This is a genomic window from Desulforhopalus glucosivorans (genome assembly GCF_054397165.1).
On the sequence record NZ_AP044854.1, the window covers coordinates 5,243,674 to 5,262,840 of the forward strand.

Consider the following 19,167-nt stretch of genomic DNA (forward strand, 5'->3'; position numbering starts at 1 on the left):
CAGGCATTCGTGCTTTCGAAGGAAGAACTTCTCTTGGTACGACTGCATCTAAATTACTTTTTAGTAGTGAATGGAGCATGCAAAAAAATCAAAAACCTCGGCAGAAATATAATCTTTTGGGAGAGGAATTTATACTTGCAAAGAGATGCTTCCTCTTTGTCTGTATATGTATCATCACTATTCTTCTATCAGGTTGCCAGCCAAAGGTTTATCTCATGCCATCACCCGTTGGGATAGTCCCTGATGGTAATTTATTTAAACTCAGTCAGCAGTCGGAATACGACAACCTGCTCACCACTCTCTATGCAACGAACCGACAGCCCTTTGACTTGTCAAACCGAACTGATCGCTACACTATTTTTCCTTATAATACCTTGAGATTCGGTATTGTGGTGGATCGTGTTGGTGAAGAGGATATGACCTGGGAGGAGATGTATCAGGAGTCTCTTCAGCAAAAGCGGAGTAACAAATTGCTCATTTCACGTCAGTGGGTCAGAGAAGTTGCCTCGTACGAATTGGGAGATCATCTGACCAATAATTCCTCCGAAGCAGATGGTTATTTTGATCAAGTTAACAAATTGTTAGACAAGAGTGCCGATGAGGATATCATTGTCTACGTACATGGCGCGAACAGCAATTTCCACCGAGCCACAGCACAGGGAGCACAATTATTTCATTTTACCGGTCATAACTCTGTTATTCTAACATTTTCTTGGCCATCTGCAGAAAGCCTCTTAAAGTATAAAACTGATGTTCTCCATGCGAAAAAGACAATTCCAGCTTTTGCACGACTTATCGAGTTACTCGCCGCAAACACAACGGCAAAAAATATCCATATCCTCGCCTACAGCGCTGGCGCGCGTGTAGTGACGCCTGGTCTCGTTTACTTAATAGATCAGTATCCAGATCTTTCTAAACTACAATTAAAAGAGAAGCTACGAATTGGAGAAGTCTATTTTGCATCACCAGACACAGCCTTTAAACCTTTTGCCGAACGTTATTTGAAATTTAAAGATATCGTTAGGCGAACCACAGTAAACGTAAATAAGAACGATTTGGTTCTTACGCTTTCTTCAATGCAAATGGTATTTCCCGACTCGGCAAGCCTGATGGAAGTGAACTGACTGAGCGAGAGCGAAAAACGCTTATTGCAGAGAGCAAAACAGCACAACTCAATGTCATCGATGTCAGTGGGTCTGAGGACCTCCATATTGGTCGTGCCCACGATTCATGGTACAGTCATCCTTGGGTGAGTAATGATGTCTTGTCGTTATTTCTCTTCAATGCCGACCCCTTAGACCGGGGTCTACAGGCATACTTGTATGAGGGTGGTGCACTGACCTATCGGTTTCCAGAAGATTATGAAAGTCGATTTAGAGCGATTATTGATAAGCACCGGGACGAGTGGCCGGAGAGATTGAAATCAGGGAGCGGTTTATAATGGTTGACTGTGTGTAGTTCAAATGGCGATCTATTACAGACTACTTTGATACGCATGACTGATGATGGGACACTGAGCATTGGGTGTAGCTTCATGATAACGGGGCGGAGTGGTTCAGGAGGTCTTAAATTATTCAGGGATAATACTGTTCGGCGAAGTCGTTTAATGAAGATATTTCCCAAGGAAAGGCTATTTTGTATAATCTAAAAAAAACTACCATTAGTGACACTAAGAGGCCGTGGAGAAGAAGACTCATCCGGGTCACTTTGGCGCTTGTGGTCATTTGTACAGTCAGCCTTGTGAGCTTAGGGGGCATGCTGGTCCGTGGAGTGAATATTCAACAACTGTCTTTTGGAACCGTTTCCATAACAAATTGTTCCCTCATGTGGCAAGATAAACTCAACATAGATGTTGACAATCTAGTGTTAGGAGAGGGACAGCAGGGGGAGAAAAACAAGAAAAAAGAGTTACGACCTGCAGCTATATCAAAAACGGTTCAGCTGTTGTCATATTTTCTGGGAAACGTAAATATACAAAATGTAAAAATTGGTACATGGCAAGGGGTTGTTAGCATAAGCCAGAATGAAGATGGTCGTTACCGCGTAAACCTTGAAAGCGAAGAACTTGAATTACAAGCAAGCCTTGAACTGCAGGGGAAAACCTTCGTAATAGATATCGTAAATTGTAGCAGTAAAAAATATAGATCAACTCTTGCGGGACATATAAACGTCGATCTTGAAAATATGGTGGCTACTGGCAAATTTTCCACCATTATTAATAAAAGTTTTCCGGTGGATCTGAAGTTTAGTGCAGATGACAAAAAACTCTCGTTTGAGGGTAAGGAAGGAGGAGAAATTCGCTCAATTTCTCCTCTGGTGGATCTTTTTGGTCTGGACCATTCCATACAGCGTTGGATTACCGATTATCTTTCGGGCAGTAGATATCATTTGCAATCCTTCAAAGGATCGCTGCCCTGGAACGATCCCAAAGAAATCCTTAATACACTGGAAGCTGAGGTCCGTGTTGATGATACGGAATACACCTTTGCTCCAGGTCTTGAAGCAATTAAGGCCAGGTATACCGATGTTTTTTTTACAAAAGGGGTCCTGATTATACAACCCCATGAAGCGACCTTCTACGGTCAGAGCTGCGGTGAAAGTTGGCTTGATATTAACTTCAACGATCCGAAAAGCATTCTGCTTACCGCCTATATAAAGACTCGTGCGGTTGCCAATGATGATATCCTCACACTCCTGAAGTATTACAACATAACACTGCCATTTAAACAGCTTGGTGGCACAACTAAAACTGATCTTCGCCTGGCCATAGTCCTGAACAAAATTAACGTTCAGGCTGAGGGGATTTTCGAAATTGATGAAGGCACCATTGAGTGGGATGGAAAAAACTATACAGCTGAGGATGCTCGCATTACATTGGTCGATTCTGATGTGACAATAGACCGGTTGAAAATCAGTTATGGAGACTTGCTTACGGCTCAGGTTTCTGGACATATCCAGGCGAAACAGAGATCGGGAGATCTTGATATTAGCCTTCTGAAACTGGACCTTAAGCTTGGAGAGTCTCAGCTGGATGTTGATAGCTCGCGTCCCATGCGTGCAAAGTACCACTTTGATCCTGGCAACCATTACCTTGATGTGAGACCTTCCTCATGGATGCTCGATTCGTTGAAGTTGGAGCTTGAGGCTTTCCGTGCACCTGTTATTCTAGACGATCTTGCCATTGAAATGCCCCCTGTGCAATTAGGTGTGCCGCCTGGGATATTGCTTGAAGTTTCAGGGAAGTTTTCCATTAAGAAAAAGCATGCAGATTTCATCTGCGCTCTCCAGAAGTATCATGTCAATGATCTGGAACTCATGAGTCCACATGTTGCTGTTGACATAGTGTATGATCAAGGCTTTGTTCTTAAGACGACAGAATCAGCCCTGTGGGAATTAAACAAAATGCGTATTGAAGTCTATCCTTCAGATTTCAAATATGGAGATGATATTTTTTCCGTTAAAAAGAGCAGGATACGTTACGGTGACTTTTTTGATAGTTATCTGGCCGGGTACTTCAATACGAAAACCAAGATGGGGTACTATTCTCTCAATAAGAGAGAAGTGATGAGTAAGGACCTTGAAGAAAGACTGAAACTCGGCAAAAATGTTGATATAGAGGTCAGCGGAGCAGGAGGAAAATACCTTGTCTCTTTTCCTCATTTTGATTTAAGGATAACTACAGACGAAGAAAAAAACTGGTCTGCAAATTTTGGTGACCTCTCCAAAATGTACAGTCGCTCAAAAATCCTGCAGAAATATCAGATCAAAGAAGGCAACCTGGCTCTCTCTTCAGTGAACGGCAAGAAGCCTTACAAAATCTCCGCTGACATAATAGTTCCATATCCATTATTGGTTGTAGATGATGTCCCCGTCAATGCACTGCATATAACCGGAATGATAGAAGACAGGGGTGTGCTTGCAACGATTAATAGGGATCTTGACCTGGAGTATATCGATAACACCATCAGTATCAGTTCCAACAAAATCGGCTATAACATTTCCGCCATCCGACAGTTAGCAAAAGACCACTTTCAAAGTGTTTCAAAAACAGATGAGGAACCTGTTAAAAAGTCGGATGCTGGAAAGAGTTTCGTCTTCAATGTAAATGCTAATCAAAGTCAAATATATATAGCTCCTCAAAGTAGGATTCTGGCAGACACCATCAACCTTGAACTTCACGGTGGTAAACTTCAGATGAGGTTGCGTCACGGTTCTGGAAAAATCCTGCTGCACCAGGAAGAAGGTCATTTTATGGTTGATGGCAATGATTTGAATGATGAATTCATGGGAGCACTGATCCAAAACTCCAGATTTCATGGTGGCCGGATGTCAATGGCTGCAGTAGGAACATTTGATGGAGTGACCGCTATTCTTGATATAAAAAACACTGTTTTAAAGAAACTTGCAATTATGAACAATCTGATGGCTTTTATAGATACGGTTCCTGCACTCGCCACTTTTTCCCTGCCTCAATATCACACGAGTGGATTACCAATCGATTCAGCGGCTGTCGGGGTAAAATATAAGAATAATGTGGCCAGTTTTGAGTCAATAGAAGTCATGTCTCCTGAATTCCATGCTAAGGGGAAGGGGGAAATTGATTTTTTAAAAAATCAGATAGATATGAATATTCAGCTGAAAACCCAGGCCAGTAAAAACGTAGGGAAGATTCCTGTCGTCGGTTACATGCTCACGGGAAAGGATGACGACGAATCATTGACCGTAAAACTTGAAGGAAGACTTGATGATCCAGAAGTGAATTACTCTCTGATCAAGGAGATCGTCACCTATCCGGTTGATATTCTCCGACGCACTTTTAAGTTGCCGCTTAATCTTGTGGAAAAAATGGGTCTACAATCTACTAAAACAGCTATTCCAGCTCCAGCACAGTGATGCTCGCATCAGAGAGTCAATTTATAAAAGTATAAGGGGCTTGTATGACAGTTAAGGTAAAAAAACTGAGATTACTCGTTAAAGTTACGGTTGTCCTGGTGCTGATTCTCGCATGGTTATGGGGGGGGACAGCCCTTTGGCTGGCTGGTCCGGGCCCTCATTGGATACAGATTCTGATCGCATTGGCTTTTGGAGCATTTTTACCTGCGGCCTTTTTGTTTACAAATTCCTTTGCTAAGGGATGCATCGTCAGTCTCTGTCTTTTTGTTTTACTGCTTTTCTGGTGGCAAACATTGACACCAACAAATGAGAAAGATTGGGCTCCTGATGTGGCAAAAATCTCACATGGAGAGATCCAGGGAAATATCCTCACGATGTATAACGTGAGACATTTCGACTATAAAAGTGAAACACTCTTTTACCAGCATTGGGAAACAAGAAAATTTAATCTTGAAAATCTCCAGGGGATTGACATCTTCCTCTCCTATTGGGGATCAGAGCATATTGCCCACACAATTCTTAGCTGGGATTTTGGTGAAGATGGTCATCTGCCCATATCCATTGAAACCAGAAAAGATGAAACACAAGAATATTCAACTGTTAAGGGCTTTTTTAAGCAGTTCGAAATTTGTTATATCGCCGCAGACGAAAGAGATATTATCAGGCTGAGGACGAATTATAGAAAAGAGCGGGTGTATCTGTATCGGCTTCAGGCAACGCAGGAGACGGCACAGGCACTTTTAGAAGAGTATCTTGCTAAGATGAATAGTCTTGTTGATAAACCGGAGTTTTATGATGCTCTTTCGCGCAATTGCACGACAACTATTCAGCTCCATGCAAATGCGATCCGGACTGACGCGCCACCTCCGCTTGATTGGCGGCTTATTGCCAGTGGCCATGTTGATGAACTTCTCTATGATCGGGGAGCGATCTCATCTGAAATTCCATTTGCGCAGCTCCGTGAAGCGAGTCGCGTTGATCTGAGGATGCAAAAAGAGGACAAAGATAATTTTTCCACAATAATGCGGCAATATACCAACAAGGGCATCGGTCACAATTGAGTTCTGAAAATATCTTTTTATAGGTTATTGAATTTAGGAGAAGAAATGAGATTTTTACTGTATGCGATTCCCCTGCTTGTGCTGTTCTTAAATGGTTGTGCAACCCTGCCTCCGCAGACACCAGCCTACAGCTTTGAGCCACCGATCAAACAGCTTAAATATCTTGCCGATGTGGAACCGGTACTGGTGAAGAGGTGTGTTGTATGTCATTCCTGCTACAACTCTCCTTGTCAGCTTAAGCTCAGCTCCTGGGATGGGCTAGAGAGGGGGGCAAGTAAAGAAAAGATATATAATGGCGGTCGCCTGAAGACTATGGATCCAAGCCGTCTCTTGATTGATGCACATTCTGTGGATGAGTGGCGGAAAAAGGATTTTTATAGTGTTACAGAGGGGAGCAGTAGCGACAAGTTTGATGACTCGATTATGTATATGTTGCTTGATCATAAACGTACCTCCCCGGCGGTGAAGGGGGAGTATTTTTCAGAGGCCAGTGACCTTACCTGTAGTGAAAACAGTGTAGAGGTAAAAAAATACCTCAAAGAACATCCCAATAATGGTATGCCGTTTGGCTTTCCTCCTCTCTTACAGGATGAATTCAATACAATCGTTGGTTGGTTGAGTCAGGGGGCCCCTGGTCCCACCAAGGAACAACAGGCAGCATTGGTTGCCATCCCAGCTGTTGATCAGAAGATGATAGAGAAGTGGGAGCTGTTTCTCAACAATGATGACCCCAAGCACAGGATGACAGCGCGGTATCTGTACGAGCACCTCTTTCTTGCCCATATCACCTTTAAGACCGGAAGCAATGAGTTTTATGAGTTGGTGAGATCAAAAACTGCGGGTGGAGAGGAGATCGATATTATACCAACGGTTCGACCCTACGATGATCCTGAGGCTGAGCAATTCTTTTATCGTTTTCGAAAAATATACTCCACCATAGTCCATAAAACCCATATGGTTTTTCCGATGGACCAAAAACAGTTAGATAGGGTGGGGGAGTTGTTTATTGACTCAAAATGGTCTGAAAAGCCGCACCTTATGACCTACAATACGAAAGTCAGTGCAAACCCATTTATAACATTTGCGCAGATTCCGGCTAAAACCCGCTATCAATGGTTACTCGACAATAACCACTATATCATCATGACCTTTATACGCGGGCCAGTCTGTAAAGGTCAGGTAGCTCTGAATGTTATCAATGATCAATTCTGGCTGATGTTTGTCGATCCTGATTACGATTTAACAGTAAAGTATCCAGGATTTTTGAAACTTCATTATGATAACCTGAGAATGCCTGGAGAAAAGGGCAGCGATTACAAACTTTTTAAATCACTTTTCAAAAACGAACATTATAGCCTGGCAAACAACTACTATAAAGCGCGACAGCAATTTTACAGTGCCCATTATCCAGAGGGGATGGGACTCAACTCTATCTGGGCTGGCAATAGAACTGACGATAGCCCAATGTTAACGGTCTTTCGACATTTTGACAGTGCCACAGTACTCCGCGGAGTTCACGGGAAGTTACCAAAAACCGCATGGGTTGTAGATTATCCCCTGTTAGAACGTATTTATTATGCTCTGGTTGCGGGGTTTGATATTTATGGAGCAGCCGGGCACCAGCTCGCCACGCGGCTCTATATGGATGCACTTCGAATTGAAGGCGAGAGTTACTTTCTCGACTTCATGCCTGCCGAAAAGAGAAAATCGATGATGGCGGAATGGTATCTCGGTTCCGGAGCCAAAGATCTTACATATTATCCAGCTTCAATTCCTGCAAAAATGAATTTTACGACATCGGAGCCCAAGAGAGAATTATTGGAAGAAGTGGTACAAAATCATCTCAAGGTAGAGGGTATTGCCTTTGACCCAAATTACCTGCCGGCGGGCAACAAATACCCAGAGCTGCCAACTTCATACGATACCATTGATGATATAATGAACGGGTTTATTTCTGTGTCTGCTCCTGGAGTGTCATTTTTCAGGCATGTGGCTGATCATAGTGCGAACGTCGCCTGGGTCAGAATCACCAATATTCCCAAGAAGGAAGATGTGGTTGTTTCAGTGGTGGTAAACAGATGGCATGATAATGTCCGGTTCCTGTTTTTGGAATCATCGTTTCTCGATCCAAGTAAAGATAGTGCTGATTTTGTAGAAGGGTTTGTTGGCTCCTATCCGAATTATTTCTTTGTTGTTAATTATACAGATCTTCCAGATTTCTTTACTATTCTGAACAATTATGACGGTAGTGAGGAATATGTTCTCCGGCTTGAAAAATACGGTATTAATAGAGCGGAAAAAGATTTTTGGGGACACTACGACTGGTTTCAGGCAGCCTTTAATAGGGAGCAGGGACAGAACGGTGGGATAGTAGATTTAAACAGGTATTATTATCGTGCAATTGAGAAATGAGTAACAGCTTTACTCATTGCTTAGGAATTTTATACACTTGTGTAATAGGTAAAGTAATCAGCTCGGTGATGTCCTCGTTTTGAGCCCGTATGCCAGTCGTTTGAGCTGGTTCAACATGTATATTTTCTTATAAGAATTCAAAACCTTAAATTCAACACACTGATTTTTAATGATTCCGATTGAATTTTCATTAGTCCTGCTTCAAACCAATGAGGAAAGTTATGTTCAACCGCAACCCAAAAAAACATTGTATTGTGGCATTATTTATTTTGCTGGCTGGATGTTCTAGTTTGCCCGAGAACACTAAGAAACTGGCTTCTCGAGTAATGCCAAATACCGATACAACATATTTGGGTAAGTTAGTCGATAAACAAATGACAGGCCAAGCGGGCAAAACGGGTGCTATTCTGCTTGCTGACGGGCTTGATGCCTTCGTAGGAAGAGTAGTACTGGCCGAGAAAGCGGAAAAAAGTATTGATGTCCAATATTACATGTTTCACCAGGATACTGCTGGTCAGCTGTTGATTCACCGACTCATAAAGGCGGCCGATCGTGGGGTTCGAGTTCGCCTTTTAATCGACGACATGTATGGTGAGGAGGCCGATGAGGTGTGGACAGCACTGGACTCCCATCCTCATATGGAGGTGCGGCTCTTCAATCCATTTGTGAGGGGAAGCTCAAAAACTCTTCAATTCATCACACGTCTATCTGATGTCAATTACCGGATGCACAGCAAATCATTCACCGTTGACAATCACGTGACCATTATCGGCGGTCGCAATATTGGTGACGAATATTTTGATGATGATAAGGATTTGGCGTTCGCCGATTTGGATATGCTGGCAATGGGGCTCGCTGTACCCGTTGTCTCGGACGCATTCGATCAATACTGGAACAGTGATCACGCTTATCCAGCCTCGACTCTTGCTGGAAAGGCTTTAACGGAGGCATTACCCGCTCTGAAAAAGCGACTCGCCGAGTTTGAAAACAATACGGCTGCAAAACGTTATATTGCCGCCCTGCATAACTCGGAACTTGCCAACGGTCTACTGCATTCTGGCTCGATTCGCCTCAACTGGGGAGAGGCGCACGTTATACATGACTCTTCAGAGAAAAAAGAGCGGAAAGAAAATTGGCGGGAAGACCTGCTTATCTCCCAACTCTGGCCTTACGTGGAGAGTTTGAAAGAGGAGTTGCTCATCATCTCACCCTATTTCGTTCCTGGCCCAAGAGGCGCCGACGCTTTATGCAGGCTCAGCGAAAAAGGCGTGCGGGTACGCATTCTCACCAACTCGCTCGCCTCAAATGATGTGTCAGCCGTCCATGCAGGTTACTCACGCTACCGAAAACAGCTGCTTCGTGCCGGTGTTGAACTTTATGAGCTTGACGAAGAGATCACAAAGTATGTGTTGAAAAGGCTCAGTTGGCTACCGGGACTGAGCAAATCAAGTCTTCACGCCAAGGCAATGGTCCTTGACCGGAAGTCAATGTTTGTCGGATCAATGAACCTTGATCAGCGGTCACTCAACATCAACAATGAAATCGGAATACTTTTTTTCAATAAAGAGATGGCAGACGATAGCGCACGAACATTCATAGAAAACATTGATAAAGTTGCGTTCCGGGTTACGCTTGACAGTAGCGGCTCTCTCCAGTGGAAAGTTAATCGTAATGGAAAAGAGATAGTCTTTGAAGATGAACCTTATGCTGGTTTCTGGACTAATCTGTCAGTATGGTTCGTGCATCTGCTACCCGTTGAGTCGCTCCTGTAAAGCCGTTTTTTTAACCTGGCCGGGATGGAAGCCGTTCATCCTTCAGGTAGTATGAATTAAGAAGGAGCAGTCCATGAAAGTTTTAACAAGTTGGGTCAAATCCACAGTCACAGTATTTCTTTTGGCTCTTAGTGGTTGTGGTGGGAATGGACCGTATTCTGTCAATATGATGCCTTCACCCGAAGTTTATTCAACAGGCATAGTTAATCCCTTTTCTGATGATAATCCTGTTGCGTCGGCCCCTTGGAACGGCCTGCTATACGTTACCAACAGGTTGCCGAGCAGAGAAGGAGACACTAATCTGTTTTATTCTGAGATTCCTTCATCTCTACTCAGGCTTGGAGTGAGCCATATTAAGATATCAGGGAATAGTGATATCAGTTGGGAAGAGTTGCGCAAATTATCGCTTTTAAAGAGCAGAAAAAAAGAATATCCCCTGGTAGTTGACTCAATAGAAGAGTATGGGGTGCTCGACCGGAGTTATTATCGCTTTATGGACCCAGCTGCGGTTGCTGTTGAACCGGAGAAAGTGGGCAGAAAATTCGCCGGGAATATCAATGATAAACTCGCCATCTCAAAACAAAAAGATATTTACATTTATGTTCATGGTTACAACACTAACTTTGAAGATCCGATCCTCGTATCTGCTGAACTCTGGCACTATCTGAATTATGACGGAGTCTTTATTGCCTATTCCTGGCCCGCAACAAATAAAGGCACCGCTTATTTCGGTGACACTGAGAAAGCAAATTGGAGTGGCAGGCACTTACGGATGCTGCTCCAATATCTTTCAGACACTACAGATGCCGAAAATATTCATATTGTAGGGTATAGTATGGGCACCAGGGTCGCGACCCAGGCCCTCCACGACCTGAGCATGATGTATTTCGGTCAGAGCAATGATGTAGTCCGACAGCGTCTTCGGCTTGGTAATGTCATTTTGATCAGTGGTGATTTATCTACTCACCTGATTGGTAATTACTATCTTGATGGAATACTCGATATTGTAAAGAGCCTGTCGATCTATTCATCGGAGAAGGATTCTGTTCTTGGAGCTTCGAACTGGATATTTGATCATAAACGGTTAGGCCAGATGACAATAGAATTCATGAAACAATCACCGGTCATTGGTGAAGCTTTGATTACCGAGGATCGACTGAGACTTGTTGACGCCAGCAGGGCTGTTGGAGTGGATGCAGGAAAAGGACACCAGTATTTCAGAAGTAGTCCCTGGGTGTCAAGTGATGTCCTGATGACTCTTATGTACGACCTGCCACCAGGGAAACGTGGGCTCGTCAGAAATGATGGACCGGTCTGGGGGTTTCCAGAGGATTATATATCCCGTCTTCAGTTCTCATTTCAACAGGCTGAACAGGATATAGCAATCGAAACCTCGCAACCGTAACCGGCAGCTCGAATCCTATTGCTGCCTGGGGTGCTGGTCAGGTTTGTGCGTAAGTATACGCTAAAGGATTTACTGCCTGGATTCTCATATAATACAAAGCTATTCGTCAATTCTTCCGATTAAAGTTTTTCTTTCTAGAGCGATTTTTAGCAGGAATTGCGCGAAAATTGAGCATCTTTAAAATAGAGATAACCAAAGAACGTAATTTCAAAAACTTGTCATTGAAGAAACATTGCCAAATCGAAGGTGAACCGTTCTGTCTTTCCCTTCAGCTTAAGGTGTTTCCAGTTTCTAGAAAATACTAGTGCCCCAAAAGCCTAAGAATTAAAATACAATCTCGCATCATAATCCATGATGAGGTTGCAGGGGCACATGTGTCACGACGAAAGAGCCTCGTTTTGGCAATGTTAACCATTTAAATTTTGCGATTCTTTAGATTTAATCAGTCCTTGTTGTTTCAAATGGGTGAGGACACGTCCCCACCCATTCGAATAAGTTCAGCCATAAAGCGTTTCGATCCAACGTATTGCCTCTGTGTCATTCACTTTCCCAAGGTAGCGTTGAGTCGTTGATAGATTCGCATGCCGCAAAATAACTTTGCTGACAATTTCTATGGGAGTTCCAGACCTTGAGGCATAAGTTGCTGCGTGGCGGCGAAGATCGTGCGGTCTAAGTTTTATGTTAACTATTTTCCCTGACTTCCTCACCATCGACCATGCTGCAACATATGAAATAGGAAAAATCCGCTCATTATCATGGCAATCATGGGCTTTCACGTATTCGTTTAACCTTACCAGGATTTTGCGTGGAACATAAACTGTCTCCTCCGATCTGCCACTTTTCGGATTCTGGATTTTCAGAAAACTCTCCTGTATATCATCTGGAGTGAGGTTTAAAACTTCGCCGATACGCATCGCACCTCTCGCCATTAGCTCCAGCATTAACCTGTTCCTGGTATTTGTAGTTCTGAAAATAATCTCATCGACATTTTCCTTGTCGACAATTTGCCATTGAATAGCTTGTGGCCGCTTGAAGATTTTCTTGGTCACTGGTGCATTGCAGGGATTAGTCAAGGTAGGCAATGTTGTGTTTATGCTGAAATTGTAGAAAGATGAAAGGACGGAGTATCTATTTCTTTTAGTAGCCTGTTTATTATCCTTGGTTAAGGACATCAGAAATTCCAGCACCTCCTCTTGGGATATGCTGGCTAGATTCCGCCTGTAAAAGCGTGATGAAAATTTGGAGAGTACGTACTCACAGGTTTTGATGGTATTTTTTTTTGGAGTTCGCTCTGTGGTACTGAAGATGGAAATCAACCGCCTGAGTAACTTTCATGGTGCACCTCCTGTCGTTGGATTAATGGGAAAATGCTACCCTTGAAGTATACACCAAGAAGAAAAAACCGTAATTATTAGGTTGATAAGGTCTTTGGTAAGCTAATCTTTACTGGAACTCCATTTCAAAGTAATTCCAGTGCGGAGGTACTCCTGTCTCTCAGGTCAATCGATCTCTGTACTATCTTGTGGCTTTGTGGCTCGGCTTTTTCGGATAAGCTGGAATTTGTATCCATGCATAATCAAGTGGATAAGGCGCCATCTTCATTTTCGTGACAGCCAGAGTGAGACCGTCACGAGCTTAAAGCAAATATGTAAATACGGGAAACAAGCGTTTACATTTTCAGTTTATCAATTTTTCCGCCAATAACCACATGGCTGTCTTTGTTTGAAACCACTCCATCAATACGGAGAGATTTAGTATTAGCTACTAATGTAACAGTGTATCCAGAAGCTTCGTGCCAGGTGATCATCTGACGATTATCGTCTAAATCAACATATGCAACCTTCTTTTCAACTGCAAAAGCGCCTTTCTCCTCGCCAGCTAGGCCTTCCCAACGAATAGAATTGTCTTGCAGATCAAGCTTGTATCTTGCACCAGCATAATCCCCTTCGTTCCATGTATATTCTACTGATTTAAAAGGGGCATCTTGTGCCGTTGCTGAAAGAGGGATGGTTAACGCTGCGACTGTAATTGCTAAAGTAATAGATTTTTTCACACTAGTGATCATATTTTTTCCTTTCGTTTTGGTTAACATATTCAGAGAAGATGCAAACACATCTGCACAAATGGTAAGCCTATCCCTTCATAGCATGCTCATGTATCTATTGAGCTGTTGTAGGAAAATAAACGATCGACACTCAAAGTGTATTGAACAAATCGGACAAAGTGAAGGTAGCCCGAATTTATTTGAATTGATTATTGCGTGGGAAGTAGTTGGATGGGGATTTGTGGGTAAAGATTTTGAAGTCACGACAAAAGTGCGCTTGGTCGGCATATCCGCCACCATGAGTTGCATCCTGAAAAGAACCGCCGCTTTTTAAAATGGTAATCGCTTTCTGGAATCGGATGGTTTTCAAAAGCGTTTTAGGTGGGACACCAAATAACTTCAGGGATTTTCTCTGGAGAGTTCGTGCAGTTAAGTTTGCTTCATAAGCCCATTCATGAACAGTAGGTAATTGACCTGAAAAGTTGAATATTGGCAGAATAATCCGTTGGATTTCCTCATCTTTACGTCCAGAAAATGAAGTTAAGATATGCTCGCAGAACTTCTGGCAGAGTATACTTGGCCTTTCCCACCATTGTTCCATGACACTAAAACCGAGTATTTCAATATCAATCACAGAAGAATTGATGAATTCGTTTACGGGTACACCTGTGAGTTTTTCCAGATATCCGGGATACAAACAAAAGCCGAGCATGTTAAGCCGAAAAGGTCGAAAATAAAATGGTTGGTCTGATGGGCCAAATATTATGGTGTTTTTCCCTGACAGTTCAAAAACAATATCTGTGGCACCTTCTGGTACTGCAACAGTGGTCAGGTCTTCTGTATTATCGTATCTCCAGATATATTGAACAATATGTCGAATGGCCTCTGGCGGTCTTATTTGTTGAAATCCGTCCGGTAGACTTATTTGGGTCGACAGATAGTTTATTTGATTCTTTGCTTGCATTCCTTAATTTGCACATAATCTATCTTTGATACATAGTCTGTTCAAATAAATGAGGGCGACCTTTACTTGAATCAATTTCTCAATAGATTTACCGTAATGACGGAGGGCTTAAGTTGTCAAGTGTGGAAAACAAACAAGTTAACTTACCCACCTTCCTGTTCCCTTAGAAAATAAGACCACCAACACCTAACAATAAAAAGTCACTTTCAAATTTAACCTTCTCCATGAAAACTTCGCTGTAAATGGAGCAATATCTGGGATATGAGAGGATCGAAAAGATTCTTTGGTTAGCTATACACTGGAGTACTCCATATATGAGCAATTTCGGAAGAATAGCCAGGTCTACCTTCATAGCCAGGTCTACCTTTACAGCCAGGTCTACCTTTACAGCCAAGTTTAATTGTGAAATTAGTAAAACAACAGTACCCCCGATGTGGTAATATTAACCACACAGCTTGAACAGGAGTCTGTGGCCGTTAGAGGTATCATATAGATGAGAAATGAAAGCAAAGTTCTGTTTTCGCAACTTCAGCCCTACCACATTGTAAGTCGGTTGTAATTGTTTCAAATATGGTTTTCATTTCTAAGACGCATTTTTTTAAGACGTTTGCTCAAGGCAGGTTGAGAAATGCCCAGCAACTTTGAAGCAATTGACTGATTGCCTTCAGTTCGAGCCAAGGCTTCTTCAACCAAAGCCTGTTCTATCATATTCAAGGGAGGAAGAGGCGTGTGAGGATTGAACGGGCTTACTGTTTCTTCGTCGATAGAATTTGTTGCTTGACTGCATCCGGGCAACTGGCTGAAGTCCATGTTTTTTTTGAAGACATCCATAGACAAAATTTTGGTCTGATGCACACCGACAGCATCATAAACCATCGATTTCAGTTCTCTTACGTTACCGGGGAAATGATAACTACCAAGGAGGGTTGACAACTGCTTCGGGGCTGTGGGTTTGTTCTTATTGAAATCTTTTGCCGCTTCTTCAAGAAAATAATCCAAAAGAAAGGGGATGTCGTCCTTACGTTCTCTAAGTGGCGGGATATGAATCAGATGGGCCCTTAGCCGATAATATAAATCTTTTCTGAACTCACCCGACAGCTGTTTCGCCTTGAGATCATGGTTGGTTGCCACAATGATCCGGGCGTTGGTACGTAATGATCGGTCACTTCCCAGAGGGTAATATTCATTTTCCTGTAAAAGACGCAACAGTTTAATCTGCGATGCATGGCTCAGATCACCAATTTCATCGAGAAAAAGTGTCCCGTCTTGTGCACGTTCAACTAAACCTTTTCTATTATCCTCTGCTCCTGTAAATGCCCCTTTTATATGCCCGAAAAGTGTGTCGGCAAAGACATTGTCATCGAGGCCTGCCGCATTGACTGTTACCAACTCCCCGGTGACGCCGGTAGCCTGGTGGAATGCCTTGGCAAATACTTCTTTTCCGACACCACTCTCGCCTGTAATAAGCACAGGCCTGCTTCCCTTTGCTATTGCTTCAATATATTGAAAGATTGAACGCATTATTTTGTTCTGCGTTATAATTTTTTCAAAATGTCCTGGAAACTCAAGTGTATTTGAAAGAAAGCGATTCTTGATTTCCAGATTCTCTCTTTGAAGTTCCAGCATGGTGATGGCATTGCGAAGCCCTTTCACCAACCTTTGTTCATCCACAGTTTTCACAAAAAAATAGAAAGCTCCGGCATCCATGCAGCTAACAGCCGTTTCAACCTGATTCATTCCACTGATTATAACGACAGCCACATCAGGGTACTGTTCAATAATCTGTGGAAGAAGTTTCTCTCCGGAGATGTAGGGCATATTTAAATCGAGAAGGACCAGACCGATATCTTCGCGCCCAAGGATTTCCATTACCTTCCTGCTGTCCTGACAGCGAATGATATTATTGATCCCCCCTGACATTGCGAGGGTGACTTCCATACTGCGCAACCAGGCATCCTCATCATCGACAATGAGAATTTTGAAAGACGGAAAAGGTTTATCGTTCATTTAATTTAACCTCCTGAAACAGGCAAAGAGAGAGTTGCTCGAGTTCCTTTTGAAGGCGATGATTCGAAAACGAGCTGACCGTTATGATCTTTTACAATACCAGCGGAAACGGATAATCCTAGGCCGGTACCACCTTCATTTCTTTTTGTGGTGAAAAATGGATCAAGGATATGGGAAATATGAGCGTCATCAATACCAATTCCCTGATCATCGACAATGACAAGAATCTCTTTACTGCTTGCATCATACTTGGTGGTAACACTGACTCTTTTGTCTCTGTCAGAAAGGGCCTGACAGCCATTCATTATCAGGTTGACAAGGACCTGCTCAAGGCGCTGGACATTTCCACTCGCTAAGGGCAAGTCCGGAGCACAATTCAGAGAAAAGTTATCGGTGAATTTTTTAATAGTGCTGTTTAACAATCTTGTAGAGGTTTCAACCACCCTGTTAATATCTACCTGTTCATTAATATGAGATGTTTCCATCCTGGCAAAATCTTTCAGGTCTGCCACAATACGCTTAATTCTATTGGCACTATCCTGCATTTCATCTAGCATTCTGGGGAGTTGTTTTTTTAGCACAGAATACTTCATACCACCGATCATAAAATCCCCCGATGTTGAGTACTGTTCATCTAAGGAATCCTGAACCACCTGAAATACCTTATTCAGAATGGGAATATTAAGGAGAATAAGTCCAGTTGGATTATTGATTTCGTGGGCTACACCGGAAACAAGAACCCCAAGGGTAGCCATCTTATCAGCCTGAATAAGTTGCTGCTGCTTCGCCTCTGATTCACTGGCAGCCCTCTTGCGCTCGACGATTTCCTTTTGCAGATCTGCCGTTGCAAGAGCTATTTTTTTCTGAAGAACCTTATTCCAGAGAGAAACACCAACTACAATTAACAACAGTGGAATAAAGACCATTGCCCCCAGTTTGAGGATTTTTTTCAGCGGCATTCTGGCAGGTTCTAGAGGGCTCAACCACTTATTTTTAATCTTTTGATAACGCCCGGTATTTTTTAAAACAGCAAGTCCTTCACTGAAAAGTGCGAGAAGTTCTGCATTGCCTTTTTTTACTGCGTAGCCATAAGGCCCTGCCATGGTCGGTTCTGCAACACGAACCAGATTGGATAATTCTAATTCCTGACTAAGATACAAGCCAGGCAAATTGGCAACCACCGCATAGTCGTGTTTCCCAGATGCCAGAAGGCGAAGCGCTTCTGCATGGGTCTCTTTTTCTATCAACACATAGTGGTTACCAAGACTATTGAGATAATCGTGCATAATGCCATTCTTCTGAACGATGAGTTCTTTTCCCTCAAGATCAGAGAGTGAACGCATACCAGGGGAGTCTTTACGGGCAAAAACAGATTGATGTATAACAGAGTGAGGAGGTGAAAAATCAAAATTCTTTGATCTTTCCTCCGAGAAGACCATTCCTTGTAAAGCATCAATATCCCCATTCTCTAGGGCCGTGCGCATCTCACTCCAAGCCCCGAGTTTAATCTCAACGCGGATCCCCATCAGTTCAGCGATAGCCTCAGTTAACTCGACATTAAAACCCGTCGGTTCACCGTCTTTATCCAGGAATTCATAGGGAGGGTAATAGTGATCTCCACCGACAGTGATATGGGTTTTATTTTGAGAAACCTTCGCATTGGCATCAGTTGTCCAGACGAACAAAAAACAGATGAGGATAGTACTGAAAATGTGTATGAAATTGAGGATAGGACGGGTGAGAAAATGCATGAAAATGATCCTCATCAGATTCTTATTAAGGGGATGGTTTGCTGTAAAACGAATCAACCTTATTGCATTGTAAACATTTTACTCACCACTCTGCAAGAGACAGCCGGGTGGAGGATACCCAAGAGCCACACCCGGCTAAATGAGATACTTTAGTTTGCGATACTCAACTGATCTGAATAACTGAAGGCAACGACCGCTTTGGCCAAGATGAGTGTTGGGTCAAAAAACGGAACAGGTGGGGTAATGCTTTTTAGTAAAAGTGGAAACTCAGTACAACCTGCAATCATTGCCTCTGCACCACAATCGGCAATTTTTTCCACCAGCATCTGGAACTTTCCCACCTGATCTTGGATATTTCCGGCCTTTACCCCGTAAATGACCTCCATCATCATCTGTTGATCTTCTTTACTGATGTCGATCAGTTCGATCCCTCCTTTTTCAAATACCCTGTGATATATGCGGGTTCCTATCGTCCCTTCAGTGGCAAATAAGCCGATCTTCTTTACAGTCGGCATCTCATGGGTAATTGCCAGATAGGTCGATTCTATGATCGAGATAAAGGGAACGAGAATTTCTTTTTCGAGGTCTTCCAGAAAATAGTGCGCAGTATTACAAGGCATACAGATTGCTTCCACGCCACCTGCCTGTAATTTCTTAGCAGACGCTACTAATTGTGGAAGAGGATCGGCACCCCCATTTATGAGAAACGCTGTCCGGTCAGGGATCTGAGGATTATTATCTATCAGGATAGGAAGATGTTCCTGATCGTTGTGGGCCGGGGAGTTTGTAATAATTTTCTGGAACAGGTCCAGAGTTGCCTCTGGACCCATTCCACCTATGATGCCAATCCTTCGCATC

The 19,167-nt window shown here is 43.0% G+C and carries 12 protein-coding genes; 6 read left to right on the forward strand and 6 right to left on the reverse strand.

The window, feature by feature from the left end; translation table 11 throughout:
- The first annotated feature begins 77 nt into the window (after positions 1 to 77).
- The 6 genes from ACX6CI_RS22415 to ACX6CI_RS22440 all read left to right on the forward strand — a co-directional run bounded on the left by ACX6CI_RS22415 (position 78) and on the right by ACX6CI_RS22440 (position 11,543).
- Complete coding sequence (locus tag ACX6CI_RS22415; RefSeq protein ID WP_458775878.1) at positions 78 to 1,124, forward strand: alpha/beta hydrolase; 1,047 nt, start codon at positions 78 to 80, stop codon at positions 1,122 to 1,124.
- A gap of 511 nt (positions 1,125 to 1,635) precedes the next feature.
- Positions 1,636 to 4,893 carry a hypothetical protein gene (locus ACX6CI_RS22420; protein ID WP_458775879.1) on the forward strand — a complete coding sequence of 1,086 codons (3,258 nt, stop codon included), beginning with the start codon at positions 1,636 to 1,638 and terminating at the stop codon, positions 4,891 to 4,893.
- A 44-nt stretch (positions 4,894 to 4,937) separates the two neighbouring features.
- Entirely contained in the window at positions 4,938 to 5,954 is a 1,017-nt protein-coding gene (locus ACX6CI_RS22425; protein WP_458775880.1) for an Lnb N-terminal periplasmic domain-containing protein, read from the forward strand.
- A 45-nt stretch (positions 5,955 to 5,999) separates the two neighbouring features.
- Positions 6,000 to 8,366, forward strand: a complete 2,367-nt coding sequence (locus tag ACX6CI_RS22430) for a fatty acid cis/trans isomerase (RefSeq protein WP_458775881.1) — start codon at positions 6,000 to 6,002, stop codon at positions 8,364 to 8,366.
- 374 nt (positions 8,367 to 8,740) lie between these two features.
- Entirely contained in the window at positions 8,741 to 10,138 is a 1,398-nt protein-coding gene (locus ACX6CI_RS22435; protein WP_458775882.1) for a phospholipase D family protein, read from the forward strand.
- A gap of 73 nt (positions 10,139 to 10,211) precedes the next feature.
- Complete coding sequence (locus ACX6CI_RS22440) at positions 10,212 to 11,543, forward strand: alpha/beta hydrolase (RefSeq protein ID WP_458775883.1); 1,332 nt, start codon at positions 10,212 to 10,214, stop codon at positions 11,541 to 11,543.
- A gap of 497 nt (positions 11,544 to 12,040) precedes the next feature.
- Here ACX6CI_RS22440 and ACX6CI_RS22445 read toward each other — a convergent pair whose 3' ends face one another.
- The 6 genes from ACX6CI_RS22445 to cuyB form a co-directional block, all read right to left on the reverse strand.
- Complete coding sequence (locus ACX6CI_RS22445; protein WP_458775884.1) at positions 12,041 to 12,592, reverse strand: tyrosine-type recombinase/integrase; 552 nt, start codon at positions 12,590 to 12,592, stop codon at positions 12,041 to 12,043.
- Positions 12,593 to 13,212: 620 nt separating this feature from the next.
- On the reverse strand, positions 13,213 to 13,608 hold the full coding sequence (locus tag ACX6CI_RS22450) for a MoaF-related domain-containing protein (protein WP_458775885.1): 396 nt from the start codon (positions 13,606 to 13,608) through the stop codon (positions 13,213 to 13,215).
- 175 nt (positions 13,609 to 13,783) lie between these two features.
- The gene (locus ACX6CI_RS22455) at positions 13,784 to 14,551 is read right to left on the reverse strand and encodes a helix-turn-helix domain-containing protein (protein ID WP_458775886.1); all 768 of its coding nucleotides are present in this window, start codon (positions 14,549 to 14,551) and stop codon (positions 13,784 to 13,786) included.
- A 564-nt stretch (positions 14,552 to 15,115) separates the two neighbouring features.
- The gene (locus ACX6CI_RS22460; RefSeq protein ID WP_458775887.1) at positions 15,116 to 16,558 is read right to left on the reverse strand and encodes a sigma-54-dependent transcriptional regulator; all 1,443 of its coding nucleotides are present in this window, start codon (positions 16,556 to 16,558) and stop codon (positions 15,116 to 15,118) included.
- 5 nt (positions 16,559 to 16,563) lie between these two features.
- On the reverse strand, positions 16,564 to 18,309 hold the full coding sequence (locus tag ACX6CI_RS22465; RefSeq protein ID WP_458775888.1) for a transporter substrate-binding domain-containing protein: 1,746 nt from the start codon (positions 18,307 to 18,309) through the stop codon (positions 16,564 to 16,566).
- A gap of 149 nt (positions 18,310 to 18,458) precedes the next feature.
- Complete coding sequence (cuyB, locus tag ACX6CI_RS22470) at positions 18,459 to 19,166, reverse strand: cysteate racemase (protein WP_458775889.1); 708 nt, start codon at positions 19,164 to 19,166, stop codon at positions 18,459 to 18,461.
- Position 19,167 lies beyond the last annotated feature (1 nt).

Bases quoted from the DNA above. Each gene is read 5' to 3' on its own strand.
- ACX6CI_RS22450 (WP_458775885.1), bottom strand. From the start codon at position 13,608: ATGATCACTAGTGTGAAAAAATCTATTACTTTAGCAATTACAGTCGCA.
- ACX6CI_RS22460 (WP_458775887.1), bottom strand. From the start codon at position 16,558: ATGAACGATAAACCTTTTCCGTCTTTCAAAATTCTCATTGTCGATGAT.
- ACX6CI_RS22415 (WP_458775878.1), top strand. From the start codon at position 78: ATGCAAAAAAATCAAAAACCTCGGCAGAAATATAATCTTTTGGGAGAG.
- ACX6CI_RS22425 (WP_458775880.1), top strand. From the start codon at position 4,938: ATGACAGTTAAGGTAAAAAAACTGAGATTACTCGTTAAAGTTACGGTT.
- ACX6CI_RS22435 (WP_458775882.1), top strand. From the start codon at position 8,741: ATGACAGGCCAAGCGGGCAAAACGGGTGCTATTCTGCTTGCTGACGGG.
- ACX6CI_RS22440 (WP_458775883.1), top strand. From the start codon at position 10,212: ATGAAAGTTTTAACAAGTTGGGTCAAATCCACAGTCACAGTATTTCTT.
- ACX6CI_RS22455 (WP_458775886.1), bottom strand. From the start codon at position 14,551: ATGCAAGCAAAGAATCAAATAAACTATCTGTCGACCCAAATAAGTCTA.
- cuyB (WP_458775889.1), bottom strand. From the start codon at position 19,166: ATGCGAAGGATTGGCATCATAGGTGGAATGGGTCCAGAGGCAACTCTG.
- ACX6CI_RS22465 (WP_458775888.1), bottom strand. From the start codon at position 18,309: ATGCATTTTCTCACCCGTCCTATCCTCAATTTCATACACATTTTCAGT.
- ACX6CI_RS22430 (WP_458775881.1), top strand. From the start codon at position 6,000: ATGAGATTTTTACTGTATGCGATTCCCCTGCTTGTGCTGTTCTTAAAT.